Origin of the sequence: Gilliamella sp. BG1 (genome assembly GCF_046635625.1) — a bacterium.
In the GTDB taxonomy this organism is placed as follows: domain Bacteria; phylum Pseudomonadota; class Gammaproteobacteria; order Enterobacterales; family Orbaceae; genus Gilliamella; species Gilliamella bombi.
In genome coordinates, this window is sequence record NZ_JBIDFG010000004.1 from 26,154 (window position 1) to 44,653 (window position 18,500).

Here is an 18,500-nt window from a genome sequence, read left to right on the forward strand (position 1 = left end):
AAGCGCAATATTTATTGCGCTTCCATTTTTTACATACAATAGAATAACAAATTATTCTGATGTTTCGGGATATTTATAGATCCAGGTAATATCTGGATAATTAGCGAATGCATTTGGAAATAAATAAACACCACTTAGAAATGGAAAATTAATTGACTGCCAATTAACATTAAAATTAGGTTGAAATTTGATGATGGAATCAAAAAGTAACGTTGTACAATAAAGATGTGGCTCTTCACGGGGGGCTAATATGAAAGCTTCACCTTGCTTTGTTAAAAGATCATTAACAATTTGTTGTTGTTGCTCATTAGATATAAAATTAGGTCTTGCTATAGCATATGTTTCGGCTAGTTCTGGCGTTATAAACTCTGCTAAAGTTGATACAATAACTTGGTTAGGATGGTACTCATCATCGTTGGTCGTAGCATGAATAATTCTAATTTCTGGATTGATTGATATAATCATACCAATATGTGAAAAATTACTACCACCTAATTGATTGACTATAAGACTATCGGTTTGTATACCTTTTCTAAAAATCCAATCGCCAACTTTTACTGAATGTGGTGTTTCGGTGGTTGGATTTGAAAAATGAACAGTATCATTAGCTAGAGCAAAATTTACTAGCATCATAATTAACATCATACAAAGATAATAGCAAGATCTCATCAAAAATCGTTTCTTAATAAAAAAGGGTAATCACTATTTACCCTTTTTAGATTCTTCTAAAAACATAATCTATATTGACAATAATATAGCTATTTAAGATTAATTAGCCATTTACCATCAGCTTTAATCACCGATATGTTTTTTTCCTCTTTTTTAGTAGCATCTTTAAAGATAACAGTAGTGCTAACTATTGCCATATTTTTTTCATCATTAGTATATTTTACGAGTTCAGATTCGACTTTATCAAGTCCTCCATGTTCATCAGCAAATTGTTTACCTCGCTGTAGTGCTTCTTGCATTTTGCTTTTAACGAACATTCGCATATCCATACCTTTGTTATCATCATCTTTAGGAAAATTGATGAGATTTATAACAGTATCTGAATCACCTTTGTAGATCGCTGAGATAAATTTTTCTGCTACTTGTTCAGGAGAATCATCATTCGAGCATGCTGTTACCATAAGTGCTAATAAGAAAATGCTTAAAAACTTTATTACTAATTTCATTTTTATTTCCGTTCCTAATATTATTTATGTTTAATATTAATATGTTAAAATTATGCTCCTAAATTGAATCCACAAAAAGAATCACAGAAAGCGACAAAATAATACTATATAATCAAATAATTGCAAAGTAATATGGAATAATAACACTATTTAAAATTTAAAAGGATATCTTGCCAACTTTGATCTAACTTAGCTTCAATAATCATTGGTTTATGTTGGATTGGATGTTTGATTTCAAGTTTGCTTGCATGTAACATCAATCGTTTGATATTAAAATAAGTTGCAAATGCACGATTCTGATGTAAATCACCATGTTTGCTATCCCCCAATATCGGATGGAAAATATGTTTCATATGGCGACGTAGTTGATGTTTACGACCGGTTTGTGGTTTTAATTCAACAAAACTATACCTTGCTGTTTCAAATTTGCCAACCTTAATCGGAACTTCAATTTTGCTGATAGATTTGTAAAATGTGACGGCATCTTGTGCTGGTTTATTCTTATTAGTAAATTTATCTGCAATTTTATCTAATTCTTCAACTAAAGGGTAATCAATCACCGCTTCCCCCTCAACATAACCGCGCACAATCGCATGATACGTTTTTTCAATTTGTTTTTTTGCAAATTCTTCTGACATAATTCTTGCTACATCACTAGAAAGAGCAAACAACAAAACACCAGAGGTTGGTCTATCTAGCCTATGTATAGGGAAGACATGTTGACCGATTTGATCACGCAATGTTTGCATCACAACAACTGTTTCAGTTTTATCTAACCAACTGCGATGCACAAGCCAACCAGATGGTTTGTTAATGGCAATTAAGTCATCATCTTGATAAAGAATTTCAAACATAGAATATTTATTAAAATATCAATTATAAAAAGAGTTCTTCAAGCTCTTTAGCTATATTAGGGCCATTATTATCACCAATGGCATAATTTGCTTTGGCTTTCACTTCATCATCAGCATTACCCATCGCAATCCCTAATCCAGCAATAGATAACATACTTATATCATTATAACTGTCACCAAAAGCGACTATTTCGCTTAAATCAATATTTTCGTACTCTGCCCAGTGAGTTAACCCATTTCCTTTGGTATTTCCTTTAACTGCTACATCTGCTCGATTTGACCAAGACCATTCACACGAAAACATACCTAAGGAATCAACTGCATTTGAAAATTGTTGTAAAGCAGGTATATTATGACTACTTGTTGCAAATTTAAAAATAGCGTCAGATTGCTCAATAACTTTTTCAAAATCATCTACTTTTTTAATTTCAGGTTGTAAAAACTCAGGCAATGATTTAACCCACTTAAAAAAGCTTTCTAGATGATCATCTAACAATTCATAAGTCATCATTTTATCAGTATAAATTAATGTATGAATACCATATTGATTGACAAGATTTAGTAGCATTCGAGCCTGATCTTTCGTCATTGGTTTAGCGGCAAAAGCGTTTTGTTTCTCAAAATCATAGATATAAGATCCATTACAACAAATTGCCGGGGTTGATAATTTGAGCTGATAGTAATAAGGATAAATTACAGAATGATGCCGCCCTGAAACTAAAATAACTTTCACACCTTTAGCTGTAATTTTTTCAATGGCCGCTATTGTTTCTGGTAAAATTAAACGATTGCCGGCTAACAACGTACCATCCATATCAAAGGCTACGGCTTTATACTTCATATAATACCTCTTTTCATTTCTGATCTTAGCTATAAAGACTGGCTAAGTACTAAAAGTTCAATAAAATTATAATTCTATTTTTTGACGACCAACAAACGAATGCGATAAGGTGGTACCATCTACCATTTCGAGTTCACCACCAACTGGAACACCATGAGCTATTCTTGTTGCTGTTACATTAAACTCTGCACACATTTGCGCAATATAATTAGCTGTTGCATCACCTTCGACGGTGGGATTAGTGGCTAAAATAACTTCGCTAATCGACTCTGAAGATAGTTTTTTTTTCAATAAATCAAGACCTATATCACTAGGCCCAATACCATCTAAAGGTGATAAATGCCCTAATAATACAAAATAGCGACCACTATACTGCCCAGTTTGTTCAATGGCTACTATATCTGCTGGAGTTTCAACCACACAAAGCTGTTCACTACTTTGACGACGAGCATTTGCACAAATAGTACAGGTTTCTTGTTCGGTAAAAGTTCGGCATTCCTTGCAATGGCCGATATTTATCATTGCTTCATGTAGCTCATGAGCTAATTTAATGCCACCTTGTCGATTTCGTTGTAATAAATGAAAGGCCATTCGTTGCGCCGATTTTGGACCAACGCCAGGTAAACAACGCAATGCTTCCATAAGTGATTCTAATAATAGGCTTATTTGCATGAATTATTTGGTTTCCACATATTTGAGTTTTAAGATAATAATACCTTTTTTAAAAAATCTATCAAACAAGAATTATTCTATTGTTTAATTAACTAACGATAAAATCAAAAAGATTGCAGAAAATAAGTAGGTAGGATGTTACATAACGTACAATCTATGTTATAAAAGCACATATTCAAATATATAACATTATTATGTATAAATTTCTAGACTATCTTTTGTTCTTGCTACGATGATAACTTTTTGGTTCTTCACCTTTAAAAAGGCGCATAATGTTATTATTATGGCGAACAATAATCAAACAAGAAAGCATTGCAACTGGTAAAGTAAGCTCAGGTTTGAATAACCAAACATAAAATGGCGCCATAAGAAAACCAACAACTGCAGCCACCGAAGAATATCCTGTTATTAGTAAAGTAAGTAACCAAGTTAAAATAAAGCAACCTGTAAAATCAAACCCAATTGGAGCCATCATACCTAACGCAGTTGCAACTCCTTTTCCTCCACGAAAATGAAAAAAACAGGGGAAAATATGTCCTAAACAAGCAAAAATACCAATAATACCTAAAAAGAAAGGTGTAATACCAAGCCGATATGAAATATAAACAGGAATTGTACCTTTTAACATATCAAAGATTAAAACAAAAATGGCTGGTAATTTGCCATTGAGTCGTAAAATATTGGTTGCTCCAGGATTGTGAGATCCATGTTCTGAAGGATTAGGTAAATGCATGATGCGACTAATAATCATTGCACCAGAAAGCGAGCCCAAAATATAGGCGACTATGATCATCAATACAATTAGCAATGTCAAAATACAACCCCTTTCATCAACCACACCATGCTGATAATTGCACTTAAGAATCTTACCAAACTCGTCGCAAATCCAGTTTCTGTCTATTTTCAGTACTTATTTAACTATAATATTAATTAAAGTATATAAAAAGACTGGGCGTTGCTCCTCGCCCGTTCTTTATATGCTATATTAATAATAATTCTAGACTACTTTTTGTTTTTCCAACAACGGTTTTAAATATTTACCAGTGAAGGAATGTTTAGATTTCGCAACCTCTTCTGGCGTCCCTTCGGCAATAATTTCTCCGCCACCATTACCACCTTCTGGTCCTAAGTCCACAATCCAGTCTGCTGTTTTAACTACATCCAAATTATGCTCGATAACAACGATAGTATTGCCTTTATCTCGCAAAGAATGTAATTGCGTTAATAATTGTTTCACATCAGCAAAATGTAGCCCAGTTGTTGGTTCATCTAAGATATACAAAGTACGACCAGTATCTCGCTTAGATAATTCTTTTGCAAGTTTTACTCGTTGCGCTTCACCACCCGATAATGTTGTTGCTGACTGTCCAATGGTAATATAAGAAAGCCCAACATCAATCAATGTTTGCAGTTTGCGTGCTATCATTGGCACGGCATCGAAAAACTCGCGACCTTCTTCAACTGTCATATTTAAAATTTCGTTAATAGACTTTCCTTTATATCTGATCTCTAAGGTCTCACGGTTATAGCGAGCGCCATGACACTGATCACAAGGAACATAAATATCAGGCAAAAAGTGCATTTCAACTTTGATTAAACCATCACCTTGACAAGCTTCACAGCGTCCACCCTTAACATTAAAACTAAAGCGCCCTGGATTATAGCCTCGAGCTCGAGATTCTGGTACACCAGCATAAAGTTCACGAATAGAAGTAAAAAATCCAGTATAAGTTGCTGGATTAGAACGTGGCGTACGTCCAATTGGGCTTTGGTCAATCGCAATTACTTTATCAAAATGGTTAAGTCCTTTGATTGATTTATAGGGTGCTATTTCAGTTTTTTCTGCACCATTGAGTTCGTTTTGGGCAAGGGGATATAAGGTATCATTAATTAAGGTTGATTTTCCCGAACCCGATACACCAGTGATACATGTAAATAAGCCAACTGGAATATTTAATGTCACATCTTTAAGATTATTGCCGGTTGCACCAATAAGAGATAACATTTTTTTCTTATCGACTTTGGTGCGAATAGTTGGTATTTCAATTTTTTCTTTACCGGATAAATATTTTCCTGTTAAAGATGTTTTACATGCCATTATTTGTTTGGGTGTTCCCTGAGCAACAACTTCACCACCATGAACCCCTGCCCCAGGACCAATATCAATTACATAATCAGCAGCCATAATAGCTTCTTCATCATGTTCAACGACTATAACAGTATTACCTAAGTCACGTAAATGCGTTAAAGTGTCAATCAGACGAGTATTATCTCGCTGATGCAATCCAATAGAAGGTTCATCTAGCACATACATCACGCCAACAAGACCTGCACCAATTTGGCTTGCTAATCGAATACGTTGTGCTTCACCACCTGATAATGTTTCAGCGGATCTTGAAAGCGTTAAATAGTTAAGTCCAACGTTAATCAAAAATTGTAAACGATCGTTTATCTCTTTCAAGATTTTTTCTGCAATTTGAGCTCGTTGCCCTGTCAATGTCAATTTATCAAAAAAATCCTTGGCTTGTTGCGTACTTAAATCACTAATTGTTGGTAAATTTGTATCATTAATAAACACATTTCTTGCTGCCGTACATAACCTCGAACCATTACAACAAGGACAAGGTCGATGACTAATATATTTTGCTAGCTCTTCACGGATAGTTTGTGATTCAGTTTCTTTATACCGACGAGCTAAATTATTAATAATCCCTTCAAATGGATGTTTACGCTTAACCACATCACCACGATCGTTTGAATAAACAAACTGAATTTCGGTATTACCTGAACCATTTAATAAAATATTTTTTATCTTTTCAGGTAATTTCTCATACGGTTTATCAATGTCAAACTTATAATGATCCGCTAATGATTTTAGCATCTGGAAATAGTAAAAATTGCGACGATCCCAACCTTTAATCGCACCCGCAGCTAATGAAACTTCTGGCATCTGAACAATACGTTTTTGATCAAAATATTGTTGCACACCCAAACCATCACACTCAGGGCACGCACCAGCAGGATTATTGAACGAGAATAATCTCGGTTCTAATTCAGAAATACTGTAACCACAAATAGGACAAGCAAAATTAGCCGAAAACAAATATTCTTCAGCTTGTGGATCATCCAAATTGGCCACTTTAACAATACCATTAGTGATCGAAAGAACCGTTTCAATCGACTCTGCTAAACGAAGTTTTAAGTCGTCACGAATACGAAAACGATCAACAACAACTTCAATGGTATGTTTTTTTTGCAATTCAAGAATTGGCGGATCAGAAAGATCATATACATCACCATCCACTCGTACCCGAATATAACCACTAGCAGCAAGTTGCTCGAACAGTTTAACAAACTCCCCTTTACGCTCAGTAACCACAGGGGCAAGTAGCATATAACGATTATCAGTCGGTAACGCCATGATGCTATCGACCATCTGTGATATCGTTTGTGCAGCTAACGGTAAATGATGATTTGGACAACGAGGTTCTCCAATTCGAGCAAAAAGCAAACGTAAGTAATCATAAATTTCAGTGATAGTTCCTACTGTCGAACGAGGGTTATGCGAAGTTGATTTTTGCTCGATCGAAATTGCAGGTGATAATCCTTCAATATGATCTACATCAGGTTTTTCCATCAATGATAAAAACTGACGAGCATACGCTGACAACGATTCAACATAGCGTCGTTGCCCTTCGGCATATAAAGTATCAAATGCTAACGAAGATTTACCTGATCCAGAAAGACCTGTAATAACAACTAATTTATCTCTTGGAATGGTTACATTAATGTTTTTTAGATTGTGCGTTCTCGCACCACGAATATCGATATCTTTGATTGACATAGATCTCTTCTTTTTTGTGTTTTTAAACAAAATGGATAGAAAATTAACTGTATATTATACCAGTAACATTTGATTAAATATACAACTATATAGCTGAATATACTACTTGACTAATTTTATACTAAAACACAGTGTTACCTGAAACTTTTTGAAAAAAAATAAACTAAAATTTTTATTTCTACAGCAGAAAAAAACGGTCATTAATGACCGTCATTTGTTGATTTAACTTAGTATATCAATTTTGGAGTCGCATCAACAGGAATAATTGCGCCGCGATATTGTATAACCGTGCCAGCCACCAAATGCCCCTGTAATGCTGACTGAGAAGGGTTCCTTCCACTTAAACGAGCCCCAAGATATCCAGCACTAAATGAATCACCAGCGGCCGTAGTATCAATCACTTTATCTTTAGTGATTTTATTAGCAGGAACTTCAAAACGACCATCAGCAGAATCAATAATACAGTTATCACTGCCACGTTTAATAACAATTTCAGTTACACCAAATTGTTTTGTACGCTCAATAATTTGCTCATAAGGTAGCTTACCCCATAATAAATCTTCGTCATCTAATGTTAAAAATGCAATATCTGTAAAGCTAAGAATATCAGCATAAACACTACGAGCCAAATCAAGGCTACTCCATAAACATGGACGAAAATTATTATCAAAAATAACTTTACCACCATTAGCTTTAACACGTTTTAAAAGATCTAATAACTTAAGGATACTTTCAGCATCTAAAATAGCAATACTAATACCGCTCAAATATACATAATCATAATGTTCAATTTGCTGAATTATTCTATCTGTTTCAGTTGTTTTCAACCAAAATTTAGCAGCAGCATCATTACGCCAATAATAAAAAGACCGTTCACCATGTTCATCAGTAACAATAGAATAAAGCCCCGGCATTTTATCAGACATTCTTTGTACTAAATCTGTTTGAATGTTTTCTGTTTGCCAACAATCTAACATTTCTTGACTGAAGGGATCGGTACCAAGCCCGGTTACATAATGTATTGAAAAATCATTATCTTTTAGTAAACGAGACAAATAAATCGATGTATTAAGCGTATCACCACCAAAACCACGCGTAGTCGAATCCTGATTCATCGACAATTCAATCATACATTCGCCAATAACAGCTATTTTTGTAGCCATATTATACTTATCATCTTTAACCTTTTTATAAATAATCTAACGCGATTTTTACCACAACTTTGCGAACTGTTTCGATATTATTATCAATTGCACAAAGCGGTTTATGCACTTCATTAGGTAAAAACACGATAAAATCATTTGGGTGTAATATCAACAAGGTCTCTTCTTTTGGTGTTTCGATAAAGGCAATATCATTTTCTACTAATTTATTATCTAACACTTTGGTATACGGAGGTAACGTACTTACTGCCATACCCTCTTGCCCAACTAAAACAATCTGAACGTCAATATATTTTTCATGATATTCTGGATCAGCATCGTGGATATATCGCGATGCACTATCTGACACCATAAAAAACATATTATCACCATCAATATCGTAACGCCCCACAGGCGTGTTATTATTGACATTATCTTTAATATATTCAATTGATTGCTTAATTTTTTCGGGTAAATAAGGAACTAACCCTAAATGATTAATATTACCTAAAATCATACCAAATTATCCTTAAAAATATTGATGAAAATTAATACAAATAACCAAATTAGTTGTAACTAACTTATACTATGATAAATTTAATTAGATTGATAAAGAGTATATACATAAGTCACTTATTTTCGTAGATTATTTGACATATTTCTTCACATTCGTTTGTTTTCATCACGTTGATAATATGTGATAACTGTGATTTAAATATAGGTTGTTGAGTTATTAATTGTTCGGCCTTTTCAATGATTGCGGTCTTTTTCGATTCTGGGATAAATTTTGCGTAATTTTCAGCTGACTGTTCTAATGTGGTGATAATATCCAATTTAGATTGTTCAGTTAAACAGTCTGGTAAAGCAATCCACTTAAATCCACCGTAGTAATATTTTAACATTTCTGATTGCATCATTTTCACACTATACTGTATGACTCCACCTCTTTCATTATCGGGAAGTTCTTTATAAAACTGATTAATATGGGGAGATATTGCCGCAAAATATTTTATATTAAAAGTACTTAATAAAATAATTTCTTGTTGAAATCGTTTTAGGTTATTCGTTAGATCTTGGCTGGTTATTTCGTTTGATTTATTTGATGAAAAGGTTAAATAAATCTCAACTATATGGTTGATATAATTGGTTATATCTAATTTCTCATCTATTTTATCTTTTGAAAAATTCTCAAGAAGTTTGGGATCAGTAAATTGGCTAAGAATTTCTTTTCCTTCTTTTGTATATAACCTAGGTAATGTTTTTTGCGCTTCAAATTTTTTGGTTAATTGATAGAGCCTCGTGCGTTCTGAGTGATAATTTAAACCTGTAGCATTCGCAAAGCAACTAGTTAAAATTAATATGACACTTATTATTAACTTCATCATTTGTTATTCCTTATTTTATAATTGTCAAAATTTGGTTACTTAGCCTTGGCAATTTGCGCTTTTAGCATGGCTAGTCTACTTTGCCCTTGTTGCATTTTTTTTTCAGGTGATAATTCGTTACGCTGATCTTGCCACTCCAAGTCGTCTTGTGGCAGTTCTAATAAAAATCGACTCGGTTCAACTTGAAGGGTTTCGCCAAATTGTTTACGTTGCCGGCTAAAAGAAAAAGTCAGTTCTCGTTGCGCCCGAGTAATACCAACATAAGCTAAACGGCGCTCTTCTTCAATGTTATCTTCATCAATGCTAGTTTGATGAGGTAATAAACCTTCGGACATGCCAATCAAGTAGACATAAGGAAACTCTAATCCTTTAGATGCATGTAGTGTCATAAGTTGTACTTGGTCGAGTTCTTCTTCGGACTCGTTACGTTCTAACATATCACGCAAAGTAAATCTCGCGACAGCTTGTTCAAGTGTCATTGCTTCATCAATATCATCACCTTGCAACATATCATTTAACCAACTGACCAATTGTTCTACATTCCGCATACGCATTTGCCCTGATGTTGGGGATGATGAGGTTTCATAAATCCAGCTCTCATAATGAATCCCGTGTAGAAGTTCATAAATAGCTTCCATGGGTTCAGTATGAGATTTTTGAATAAGGGCATCAAACCATTGTATGAATTCTTGTAATGACTCCATACGTTTACCTGAAAGCAATTGGGTCAACCCCATATCATGGCTTGCTTGATATAAACTAACACCTCGATGATTAGCCCATTCGCCAAGTTTTTGAATAGTTGCTGGACCAATTTCTCGTTTTGGTGTGTTGATAATACGAATAAACGCATTATCATCATCTGGATTAGTTAATAATCGCAAATATGCCATTAAATCTTTAATTTCAATTCGAGCAAAAAATGATGTACCGCCAGAGATTCGATACGGTATCCGATATTGCATGAGTATCTTTTCAATTAGTCGTGCCTGATGATTGCCACGATATAAGATAGCGTATTGACCATATTGACTGTTATGCGCAAAACGATGGCCAATAAGGTGATTAATAACTTTTTCGGCTTCATGCTCTTCGCTATCGGCTGAAATAACTTTTAATGTTTCACCATAACCCAGTTCTGAGAAAAGTTTTTTTTCAAAGATATGTGGATTATTTTCGATTAAGATATTCGCCACTTTTAAAATTCGACCCGATGATCGGTAATTTTGTTCTAATTTGATCACTTCTAAATTAGGAAAATCTTGTTTAAGTAATACTAAATTTTGTGGTCGTGCACCACGCCAAGAGTAAATAGACTGATCATCATCACCAACAACAGTAAATTTAGCTCGGTTACCAACTAGTAATTTGATAAATTCGTACTGACTTGTGTTTGTGTCTTGATATTCATCAACCAACAAATAACGAACTTTGTTTTGCCATTTTTCGCGAACTTCTTCGTTGGTTTTTAATAAGAGTGTGGGCAATAATATAAGATCATCAAAATCTAATATACTGCAAGCTTTTAATTGTTTTTCATACAATTGATAACAGTGAGCAAATAGTTTCTCTTTATTCGTCTGCGCTCTTGCCATCGCAATAGTTGAATCAACAAGATCATTTTTCCAATTTGAGATTGTTGAGCGTAATTGATTAATTAGATCCTTATCATCTTCTAACCATTGATGAGTTAGTTCCTTGAGTAGCGCTGTTTGATCATGATCATCAAATAATGAGAAATTAGATTTAATTCCCAGATGAGTATACTCTCGGCGAATAACATCCAATCCTAGCGTATGGAATGTTGATATTTTAAGCCCTCTTGCTTCTTGTTTACTAAGTGCTTGGGCTATACGTTCTTTCATTTCGCGTGCGGCTTTATTCGTAAAGGTAACCGCAACAATATGGCGTGGTAAATATTCTTTAACACGAATTAAATAGGAAATTTTGTTAATGATAACCCGAGTTTTGCCAGAACCTGCCCCAGCTAAAACAAGGCAAGGTCCTGAAACATATTCAACGGCTTTTTGTTGACTTGAATTTAAACGCACAGAATAAAACCATTAGGAAAAATGTGAGCTAGTATATAACGATATACTAGCAACGCGCAATTAGCGTCATTATTGAGCAAATATAATTGCTATTTTTTAAATATTATTTGATGAATGTTAAAGCCTGTTCAACAACCTCGATCCCTGCCCCTTTTTTATGCGTATTTTCGCTAAGATAGCGCCGCCATTGCCTTGCTCCTTTACGTCCATTAAATATACCTAAAGTATGCCGCATAATATGGTTAAGTTGCGCACCTTGCATTAGCTGTTGTTCGATATAAGGGTAAAGTGCTTGAATAGCAGATAGAGGATCAATGACGGGAGCATTTGTGCCAAAAATTTGCGTATCAATTTCAGTAAGTAACACTGGATTTTGATATGCCTCTCGCCCAACCATTACACCATCAACATGCTGTAAATGGCATTTTATTTCATCAATTGTTTTTATGCCACCATTGATGGCTATAGTTAAATTGGGATAATCTTGTTTCAATTTATAAACACGTTCATAGTCAAGTGGCGGAACCTCACGATTTTCCTTTGGGCTTAATCCTGATAACCATGCTTTGCGCGCATGTACAATAAATGTTTTGGTGTAAGGCATTACCTTCTCAATAAATTGACACAAAAAAGTATAGCTATCGCAATCATCAATACCAATTCTTGTTTTTACCGTGACGGGAATATCAACCTGATCTTGCATCTGAGCGATACAATCGGCAACCAAATTTGGATTTCCCATTAAACAAGCACCAAACATACCATTTTGTACGCGATCTGATGGACATCCTACATTTAAGTTGATTTCGTCATAACCACGTTCTTGCGCTAATTTTGCACATTGTGCTAATGCGTTAGGATCGCTACCGCCTAGTTGCAAGCTAAGTGGATGCTCTTCATTGTTGAAAGCTAAATAATCACCTTTTCCAAATAAAATTGCGCCTGTAGTCACCATTTCGGTATATAGCAATGCTTTTTTTGTTAAAATTCGATGAAAATAACGGCAATGTTTATCTGTCCAATCTAACATTGGGGCAATAGAAAAACGATTTAAACTTGAACTATTATGCAAAAAATTACCTCGACATTAATTTAAAAAATGCTATTTTATTCGCCACGTTCAAATAGAGCAATAATATAAGGAATAAAAATGAATACAAATCAAACAAATACAATTTCTTTTCAAATAACTGAATTATTAATAAAACATATGCGTTTTATCGCTACTATGCAACAAGTTTTTGGTGTTATTTTTATAATTGCTGGCGCTTTTACATGTCTAGGAATAATTACTGCTATTGTTGGCATCCCACAAATTTTTGCTGGAGCCAAACTTTTCAAATCGGGAAGTGCATTTAGCTTAGCTGCAAGTCTTCGAAAAGGAGACGATATCGTTGATGCTATAGAAAATATTTATGGCTATTGGAAATATTTTCTAATTACATTTATCGCTTCGATTGTATTTATTGTTTTATACATTGTAATTATTATTTCTATTCTTGTTACATACAGTAATGGTTATTACTAACAATTATTACTTTAATCTAAAGACTACTGATCTTCTAATTTTGGCACCTTTTCAAGTAAGTATCTAGTAGCATTGTTCTAGGCATAACGAGTTGCTATTGTTAATTTTTGGCAAGATTAAAATATGGCAACATCTTTATGCCTTTTGATTGAGAAATCAACAGTCTTAGTATTGTTAACAAAATTAAGGCGCACAATGTGCCTTAATAAATATGTTAACTATAAATATGGCTATTTAACTGTTTTTTCACTACGTGATAAGCCAATAATTCCTGAACGGACGGTTTCGATAATATTGCATGTTTCACGAATTGAGGATAAAAATGAATCTAGTTTTTCACTAGTACCCGATAGTTGTACAATATAATGTGTTGCAGTAACATCTACGATCGATCCTCTAAAAATATCGGCACAACGTTTAACTTCATCACGTGCTTGTGAACCTTTTGCTTCTACTTTTACTAGCATGATTTCACGCTCTACATGCGGGCCTTCGGTTAAATCATGAACACGGTAAACATTAACAAGTTTATGCAATTGCTTTTGGATCTGTTCAATCACATGCTCATCACCCGAGGTCTGAATTGTCATGCGGTGCATGGTTGGATCTTCAGTCTGCGCAGTGGTGATAGTTTCGATATTAAAACCACGTTGCGAAAACAAGCCGATAATTCGTGATAATGCGCCAGGTTCGTTTTCGGTTAAGATTGATAATATATAACGCATTAGGTTCTCTCCGTTTTACTAAGCCACATTTCGTTCATTGCACCACCTCGAACTTGCATTGGATATACATGTTCAGTCGCATCAGTCATAACATCAACAAAAACTAAACGGTTTTTGATTGCCAGTGCTTGTTTCAGTTTAGATTCTAGTTCCTCACGCTTTGTTATTACCATACCAACATGACCATAGGCTTCTGCAATTTTAGCAAAATCAGGTAGAGATTCCATATAAGAACTTGAATGGCGTCCAGAATAAATCATATCTTGCCACTGTTTAACCATGCCTAAGAAGCGGTTGTTCAAATTTAAAACCAGTACTGGTAAGCCATATTGCAATGCGGTTGATAATTCTTGAATATTCATTTGGATACTACCATCGCCTGTTACACATACAACGGTTTTTTTAGGATATGCCAATTTGACTCCCAGCGCTGCTGGCAAACCAAATCCCATCGTGCCTAGCCCACCAGATGTGATAAAGTGACGAGGTTTATCAAATGGGTAATAAAGCGCAGTAAACATTTGATGTTGACCGACATCGGTCGTCACAAATGCATCACCTTTGGTTAATTTATATAACACTTGTATCGCTTCTTGTGGTTTAATGCTTTGCCCTTCATGGTTATAAGCTAAGCAGTGACGTGATCGCCAGTGTTCTATCTGTTTCCACCAATCAATTAATGCGTCAAGATCACGTTCTGTATTTAACTCATCTAACATAGACAGCAACGTTTCAAGAACAACTTTTGCATCACCAACTACAGGAATTGAAGCAGATATAGTTTTTGAAATAGAAGTCGGATCGATATCAACATGAATAATTTTGGCTTTTGGACAATATTTTTCAACATTATTGGTTGTTCGATCATCAAAACGTGCACCGATTGCAAAAATTACATCGGCATTATGCATGGCCATATTAGCTTCATAAATACCGTGCATGCCTATCATACCAAGATAATGTTTATCGGTTCCCGGAAAAGCACTAATACCCATTAACGTTGAAGCGACAGGTAAGTTTAATTTTTCTGCAAGTGTTTTAATTTCGCCACTAGCATCGGCGGCAATAACCCCACCACCAATAAATAACACCGGTTTTTTAGCCGATAACAACGTGGTTAATGCTTTTTTGATCTGTTTTTTATGACCTTGAATCGTTGGATTGTAAGATCGCATTAAAACTGATTTTGGATAATGATAATTATATTTGTTAGCTGGATTAACAATATCTTTTGGTAGATCGATAACGACTGGACCAGGCCTACCTGTCGAAGCAATATAAAATGCTTTTTTGATGGTTTCTGGAATATCTTTACTATCTTTGACTAAAAAACTGTGTTTAACAATCGGACGCGAAATTCCGATCATGTCACATTCTTGAAATGCATCATTACCAATTAGGTTACTGGCAACTTGTCCAGACAATATAACCAGTGGAACCGAATCCATGTAAGCTGTTGCAATACCAGTAATAGTGTTTGTTGCCCCAGGGCCTGATGTAACTAAAACAACGCCAACATTCCCTGTTGCTCTAGCATAACCATCGGCCATATGTACCGCAGCTTGTTCATGGCGAACTAATATATGTTCAATACCACCTAACGTGTGAATGGCATCATAAATATCAAGAACACTACCACCGGGATAGCCAAATATCTGTTTTACTCCTTGGTCAATCAAAGATTGAATAACCATCTCTGCGCCTGACAGTTTTGCCATGGTTGTTGTCTCCAATGTAACTGATTAGTCATTTAGTGGTTTATTTTGCATCAACTTATAAACAAAATCAATTAAAGTCAATTAACTAAGTGTTTTACTGAAAAAATTATCCACAAATAAAATTATTTTTTAAAATATTATGAATAATATCCGTAATCTATCTATTTTATTTAAATATTGCTAATTGATTTTATTGTTATTTTTTTATTTTTTATATAAACTCAGGAGATGAGTATTTCTAGCCATAACGGTACTAGGATTCTTCTTCACCCAAAGGTACAAATATGAGCAATATTTCTTCTAAACCAACCTCTCTTGCTGACTGGCAATTAGTTAAAGTTACAGGTGAGGATAACCGAGCTTTCTTGCAAGGTCAAATAACTAACGATATTAACCGACTTTCAGAAAAATCTACGCTTTATGCTGCTCATTGCGACAGTAAAGGCAGAATGTGGAGTACTTTATTGTTATTTCAACGAGGTAATGATATTTACTATATTGAGCGTAAAAGTGTTGTTAAAAAACAGATTGCCGAACTAACAAAATACGCTGTTTTTTCTAAAGTAACTATCGAACCAGTCGAAGATCTAAATATGGTCGGCTTGGTTGGAGATGCGATCCCCCCTGGAATCACAGAAAAATTAAGCGATAAAAACTGTTTTACTGAAAATAATATCACCTATATCAAACTACCTTTACCGCAAATGCGTGTTATTATGGTAACGCCGGAGCCTATTTCTGAAGATTTACATCCATGTAGCGACTGGCTAAAACTTGATCTGCAAGCTGGTTACCCTATCATTGATAATGACAATATGGCAATATTATTACCACAAGCCTGTAATTTGCAATCTTATGACGCAATCAGCTTTGAAAAAGGTTGTTACTGTGGTCAGGAAATGGTAGCTAGAGCGCAGTTCCGTGGAGCAAATACTCGTGGTATGTATGTTATAAAGGGCACGAGTGATGTTCTACCTAAAATTGGTAGTACACTTGAATATAAACTTGCCGGTGGTTGGCGAGAAGGGGGACTTGTGTTAGCTGCGGCAAAACTAGACGAAAAAGACGGTGTTTGCGTCCAAGTGGTACTTAATAATGGAATTGATTTAAATACGCCATTTAGAGTATATGGAAATGACAATAGCCGAATGACATTTTAATTGTCTGCGACTAATAAGCTGGGATAACACAACGTTTATTCCAGCTGTCGTTGAAATCTCGTTTTAACTTAGTTAGCAAGTTCTTGGTTAACTATTTCAACAAAATAGCTTACACCAGTTGTTAACACTTCATCATTAAAGTTAAAAGCTGGATTATGCAAATTAGCCCCTCTACCAGCGCCCAACCATACATAAACACCAGGGATTTTTTGTAGCATAAAAGCAAAATCTTCTGAACCCATTGAAGGGAGAGGATCAATAATTAAGTTATCTTGTCCCACAACTTGTTTAGCAGCTGCAATAGCAATATCAGCTTGTTTAGCGTAATTGATGGTAGCTGGGTAACGGCGTTGATAATCTACTTCCGCCTTGGCTCCAAATGTTGTGGCAATACCTGTTGCTATTTGTTTAATACGATTTTCAGCCATATCTTGTACTTGTGCACTAAATGTTCTAACAGTACCGCGAATAACCGCTTCCTGTGGTAACACATTCCAAGTATCGCCACTATGAATTTGCGTTACGCTAACTACCAATGAACTTAAAGGATCAGCATTACGGCTCACAATACTTTGTAATCCATTTACAATTTGCGTAGCTGTCAAAATTGTATCTTTTCCTAGATGAGGCGCAGCGGCATGAGCACCAACACCCGTTATTTTGATCTCAAATACATCATACGATGCCATCATTGGGCCATGATTAATATAAAAGTGATTTAACTCCATATTAGGTTGATTATGCATGCCATATACTGCTTCAATCGGAAATTGTTCAAATAAACCATTTTCAACCATTACTCTGGCTCCGCCTTCGTTTTCTTCAGCTGGTTGAAAAATAAGAACAACAGTACCAGCAAAATCACGGTGTTCACTAAGATATTTAGCCGTTCCTAGTAACATTGCAGTATGCCCATCATGACCACACCCATGCATTTTGCCAGAAATGGTTGAGCAATAATTAATATTATTTTCTTCAATAATATCTAATGCATCTATATCAGCTCGCAGAGCAATCCATCGTCCATCACGATTACCTTTAATAATACCAACAACTCCTGTTGGAGCAAAATCAGTATATAACTCGGTAATACCAAAGGATTGTAACTTTTCGATAATAAATTGCGTGGTTTTAACCTCTTCAAAGGCTGTTTCTGGATGGGCGTGAATATGATGGCGCCATGTTATCATTTCGGTTTTTAATTGATTAATACTATTAGATATCATAAGTAATTCCTTAGTAGGTGAATAACCTGCGGTTCAACAAACCTAGCTAACACTATAACGCGATTTTCACTTTTATAAAAATAACTATTTTTACTATGGATATCAATTTTAGTTATATATTGCATTTAATGAAAAAATAATACATTTATGCACTTTTAACACTTATTGATTAACAATAA

17 protein-coding genes are annotated in these 18,500 nt (G+C 34.8%); 2 read left to right on the top strand and 15 right to left on the bottom strand.

The genetic code is table 11. The features are described from left to right. Positions 1-51: 51 nt before the first annotated feature. From ACGH80_RS02510 to dusA, 12 genes are all read right to left on the bottom strand, one after another. Positions 52-633, bottom strand: coding sequence for a hypothetical protein (locus ACGH80_RS02510; protein WP_411578485.1), 582 nt, complete (start codon positions 631-633; stop codon positions 52-54). A 125-nt stretch (positions 634-758) separates the two neighbouring features. Further along, positions 759-1,175 (bottom strand): DUF4878 domain-containing protein, encoded by a 417-nt coding sequence (locus tag ACGH80_RS02515; protein ID WP_085165439.1) that lies wholly within the window; start codon positions 1,173-1,175, stop codon positions 759-761. A gap of 146 nt (positions 1,176-1,321) precedes the next feature. After that, a complete protein-coding gene (gene truC, locus ACGH80_RS02520) occupies positions 1,322-2,029 on the bottom strand; it encodes a tRNA pseudouridine(65) synthase TruC (RefSeq protein ID WP_174798465.1) in 708 nt (235 codons plus the stop codon). A gap of 22 nt (positions 2,030-2,051) precedes the next feature. Beyond that, positions 2,052-2,870: a pyridoxal phosphatase gene (locus ACGH80_RS02525; protein WP_034914751.1), complete on the bottom strand. Its 819-nt coding sequence runs from the start codon at positions 2,868-2,870 to the stop codon at positions 2,052-2,054. 66 nt (positions 2,871-2,936) lie between these two features. Then, positions 2,937-3,542 (bottom strand): recombination mediator RecR, encoded by a 606-nt coding sequence (gene recR, locus ACGH80_RS02530; RefSeq protein ID WP_411630485.1) that lies wholly within the window; start codon positions 3,540-3,542, stop codon positions 2,937-2,939. Between the two features lie 211 nt (positions 3,543-3,753). Beyond that, complete coding sequence (gene plsY, locus ACGH80_RS02535; protein ID WP_085165445.1) at positions 3,754-4,356, bottom strand: glycerol-3-phosphate 1-O-acyltransferase PlsY; 603 nt, start codon at positions 4,354-4,356, stop codon at positions 3,754-3,756. Between the two features lie 183 nt (positions 4,357-4,539). Continuing rightward, complete coding sequence (gene uvrA, locus ACGH80_RS02540) at positions 4,540-7,380, bottom strand: excinuclease ABC subunit UvrA (RefSeq protein WP_174798575.1); 2,841 nt, start codon at positions 7,378-7,380, stop codon at positions 4,540-4,542. Positions 7,381-7,613: 233 nt separating this feature from the next. After that, positions 7,614-8,549: a sugar kinase gene (locus tag ACGH80_RS02545; RefSeq protein WP_174798467.1), complete on the bottom strand. Its 936-nt coding sequence runs from the start codon at positions 8,547-8,549 to the stop codon at positions 7,614-7,616. A 25-nt stretch (positions 8,550-8,574) separates the two neighbouring features. Further along, the gene (locus tag ACGH80_RS02550) at positions 8,575-9,045 is read right to left on the bottom strand and encodes a YhcH/YjgK/YiaL family protein (protein ID WP_174798468.1); all 471 of its coding nucleotides are present in this window, start codon (positions 9,043-9,045) and stop codon (positions 8,575-8,577) included. A gap of 112 nt (positions 9,046-9,157) precedes the next feature. Next, positions 9,158-9,913, bottom strand: a complete 756-nt coding sequence (locus ACGH80_RS02555; RefSeq protein ID WP_296302413.1) for a hypothetical protein — start codon at positions 9,911-9,913, stop codon at positions 9,158-9,160. 35 nt (positions 9,914-9,948) lie between these two features. After that, positions 9,949-11,964 (bottom strand): DNA helicase Rep, encoded by a 2,016-nt coding sequence (rep, locus tag ACGH80_RS02560; RefSeq protein WP_174798470.1) that lies wholly within the window; start codon positions 11,962-11,964, stop codon positions 9,949-9,951. A gap of 103 nt (positions 11,965-12,067) precedes the next feature. Then, positions 12,068-12,994 carry a tRNA dihydrouridine(20/20a) synthase DusA gene (dusA, locus tag ACGH80_RS02565; protein ID WP_174798576.1) on the bottom strand — a complete coding sequence of 309 codons (927 nt, stop codon included), beginning with the start codon at positions 12,992-12,994 and terminating at the stop codon, positions 12,068-12,070. 120 nt (positions 12,995-13,114) lie between these two features. Between dusA and ACGH80_RS02570 the strand changes: the two genes are divergently transcribed. Next, on the top strand, positions 13,115-13,492 hold the full coding sequence (locus tag ACGH80_RS02570) for a DUF5362 family protein (protein WP_296301075.1): 378 nt from the start codon (positions 13,115-13,117) through the stop codon (positions 13,490-13,492). 230 nt (positions 13,493-13,722) lie between these two features. Here ACGH80_RS02570 and ilvN read toward each other — a convergent pair whose 3' ends face one another. Together ilvN and ilvI are read right to left on the bottom strand one after the other, a co-directional pair. Then, the gene (gene ilvN, locus ACGH80_RS02575) at positions 13,723-14,217 is read right to left on the bottom strand and encodes an acetolactate synthase small subunit (protein ID WP_065591025.1); all 495 of its coding nucleotides are present in this window, start codon (positions 14,215-14,217) and stop codon (positions 13,723-13,725) included. Further along, the gene (gene ilvI, locus ACGH80_RS02580; protein WP_085165460.1) at positions 14,217-15,935 is read right to left on the bottom strand and encodes an acetolactate synthase 3 large subunit; all 1,719 of its coding nucleotides are present in this window, start codon (positions 15,933-15,935) and stop codon (positions 14,217-14,219) included. Before ilvI ends, ilvN begins: the two co-directional genes overlap by 1 nt. Before the next feature lie 284 nt (positions 15,936-16,219). Here ilvI and ygfZ point away from each other — a divergent pair, with 284 nt between their 5' ends. After that, on the top strand, positions 16,220-17,095 hold the full coding sequence (gene ygfZ / locus ACGH80_RS02585; RefSeq protein ID WP_065611291.1) for a tRNA-modifying protein YgfZ: 876 nt from the start codon (positions 16,220-16,222) through the stop codon (positions 17,093-17,095). Between the two features lie 68 nt (positions 17,096-17,163). Here ygfZ and ACGH80_RS02590 read toward each other — a convergent pair whose 3' ends face one another. Then, a complete protein-coding gene (locus ACGH80_RS02590; RefSeq protein ID WP_296318016.1) occupies positions 17,164-18,321 on the bottom strand; it encodes a M20 aminoacylase family protein in 1,158 nt (385 codons plus the stop codon). Positions 18,322-18,500 lie beyond the last annotated feature (179 nt).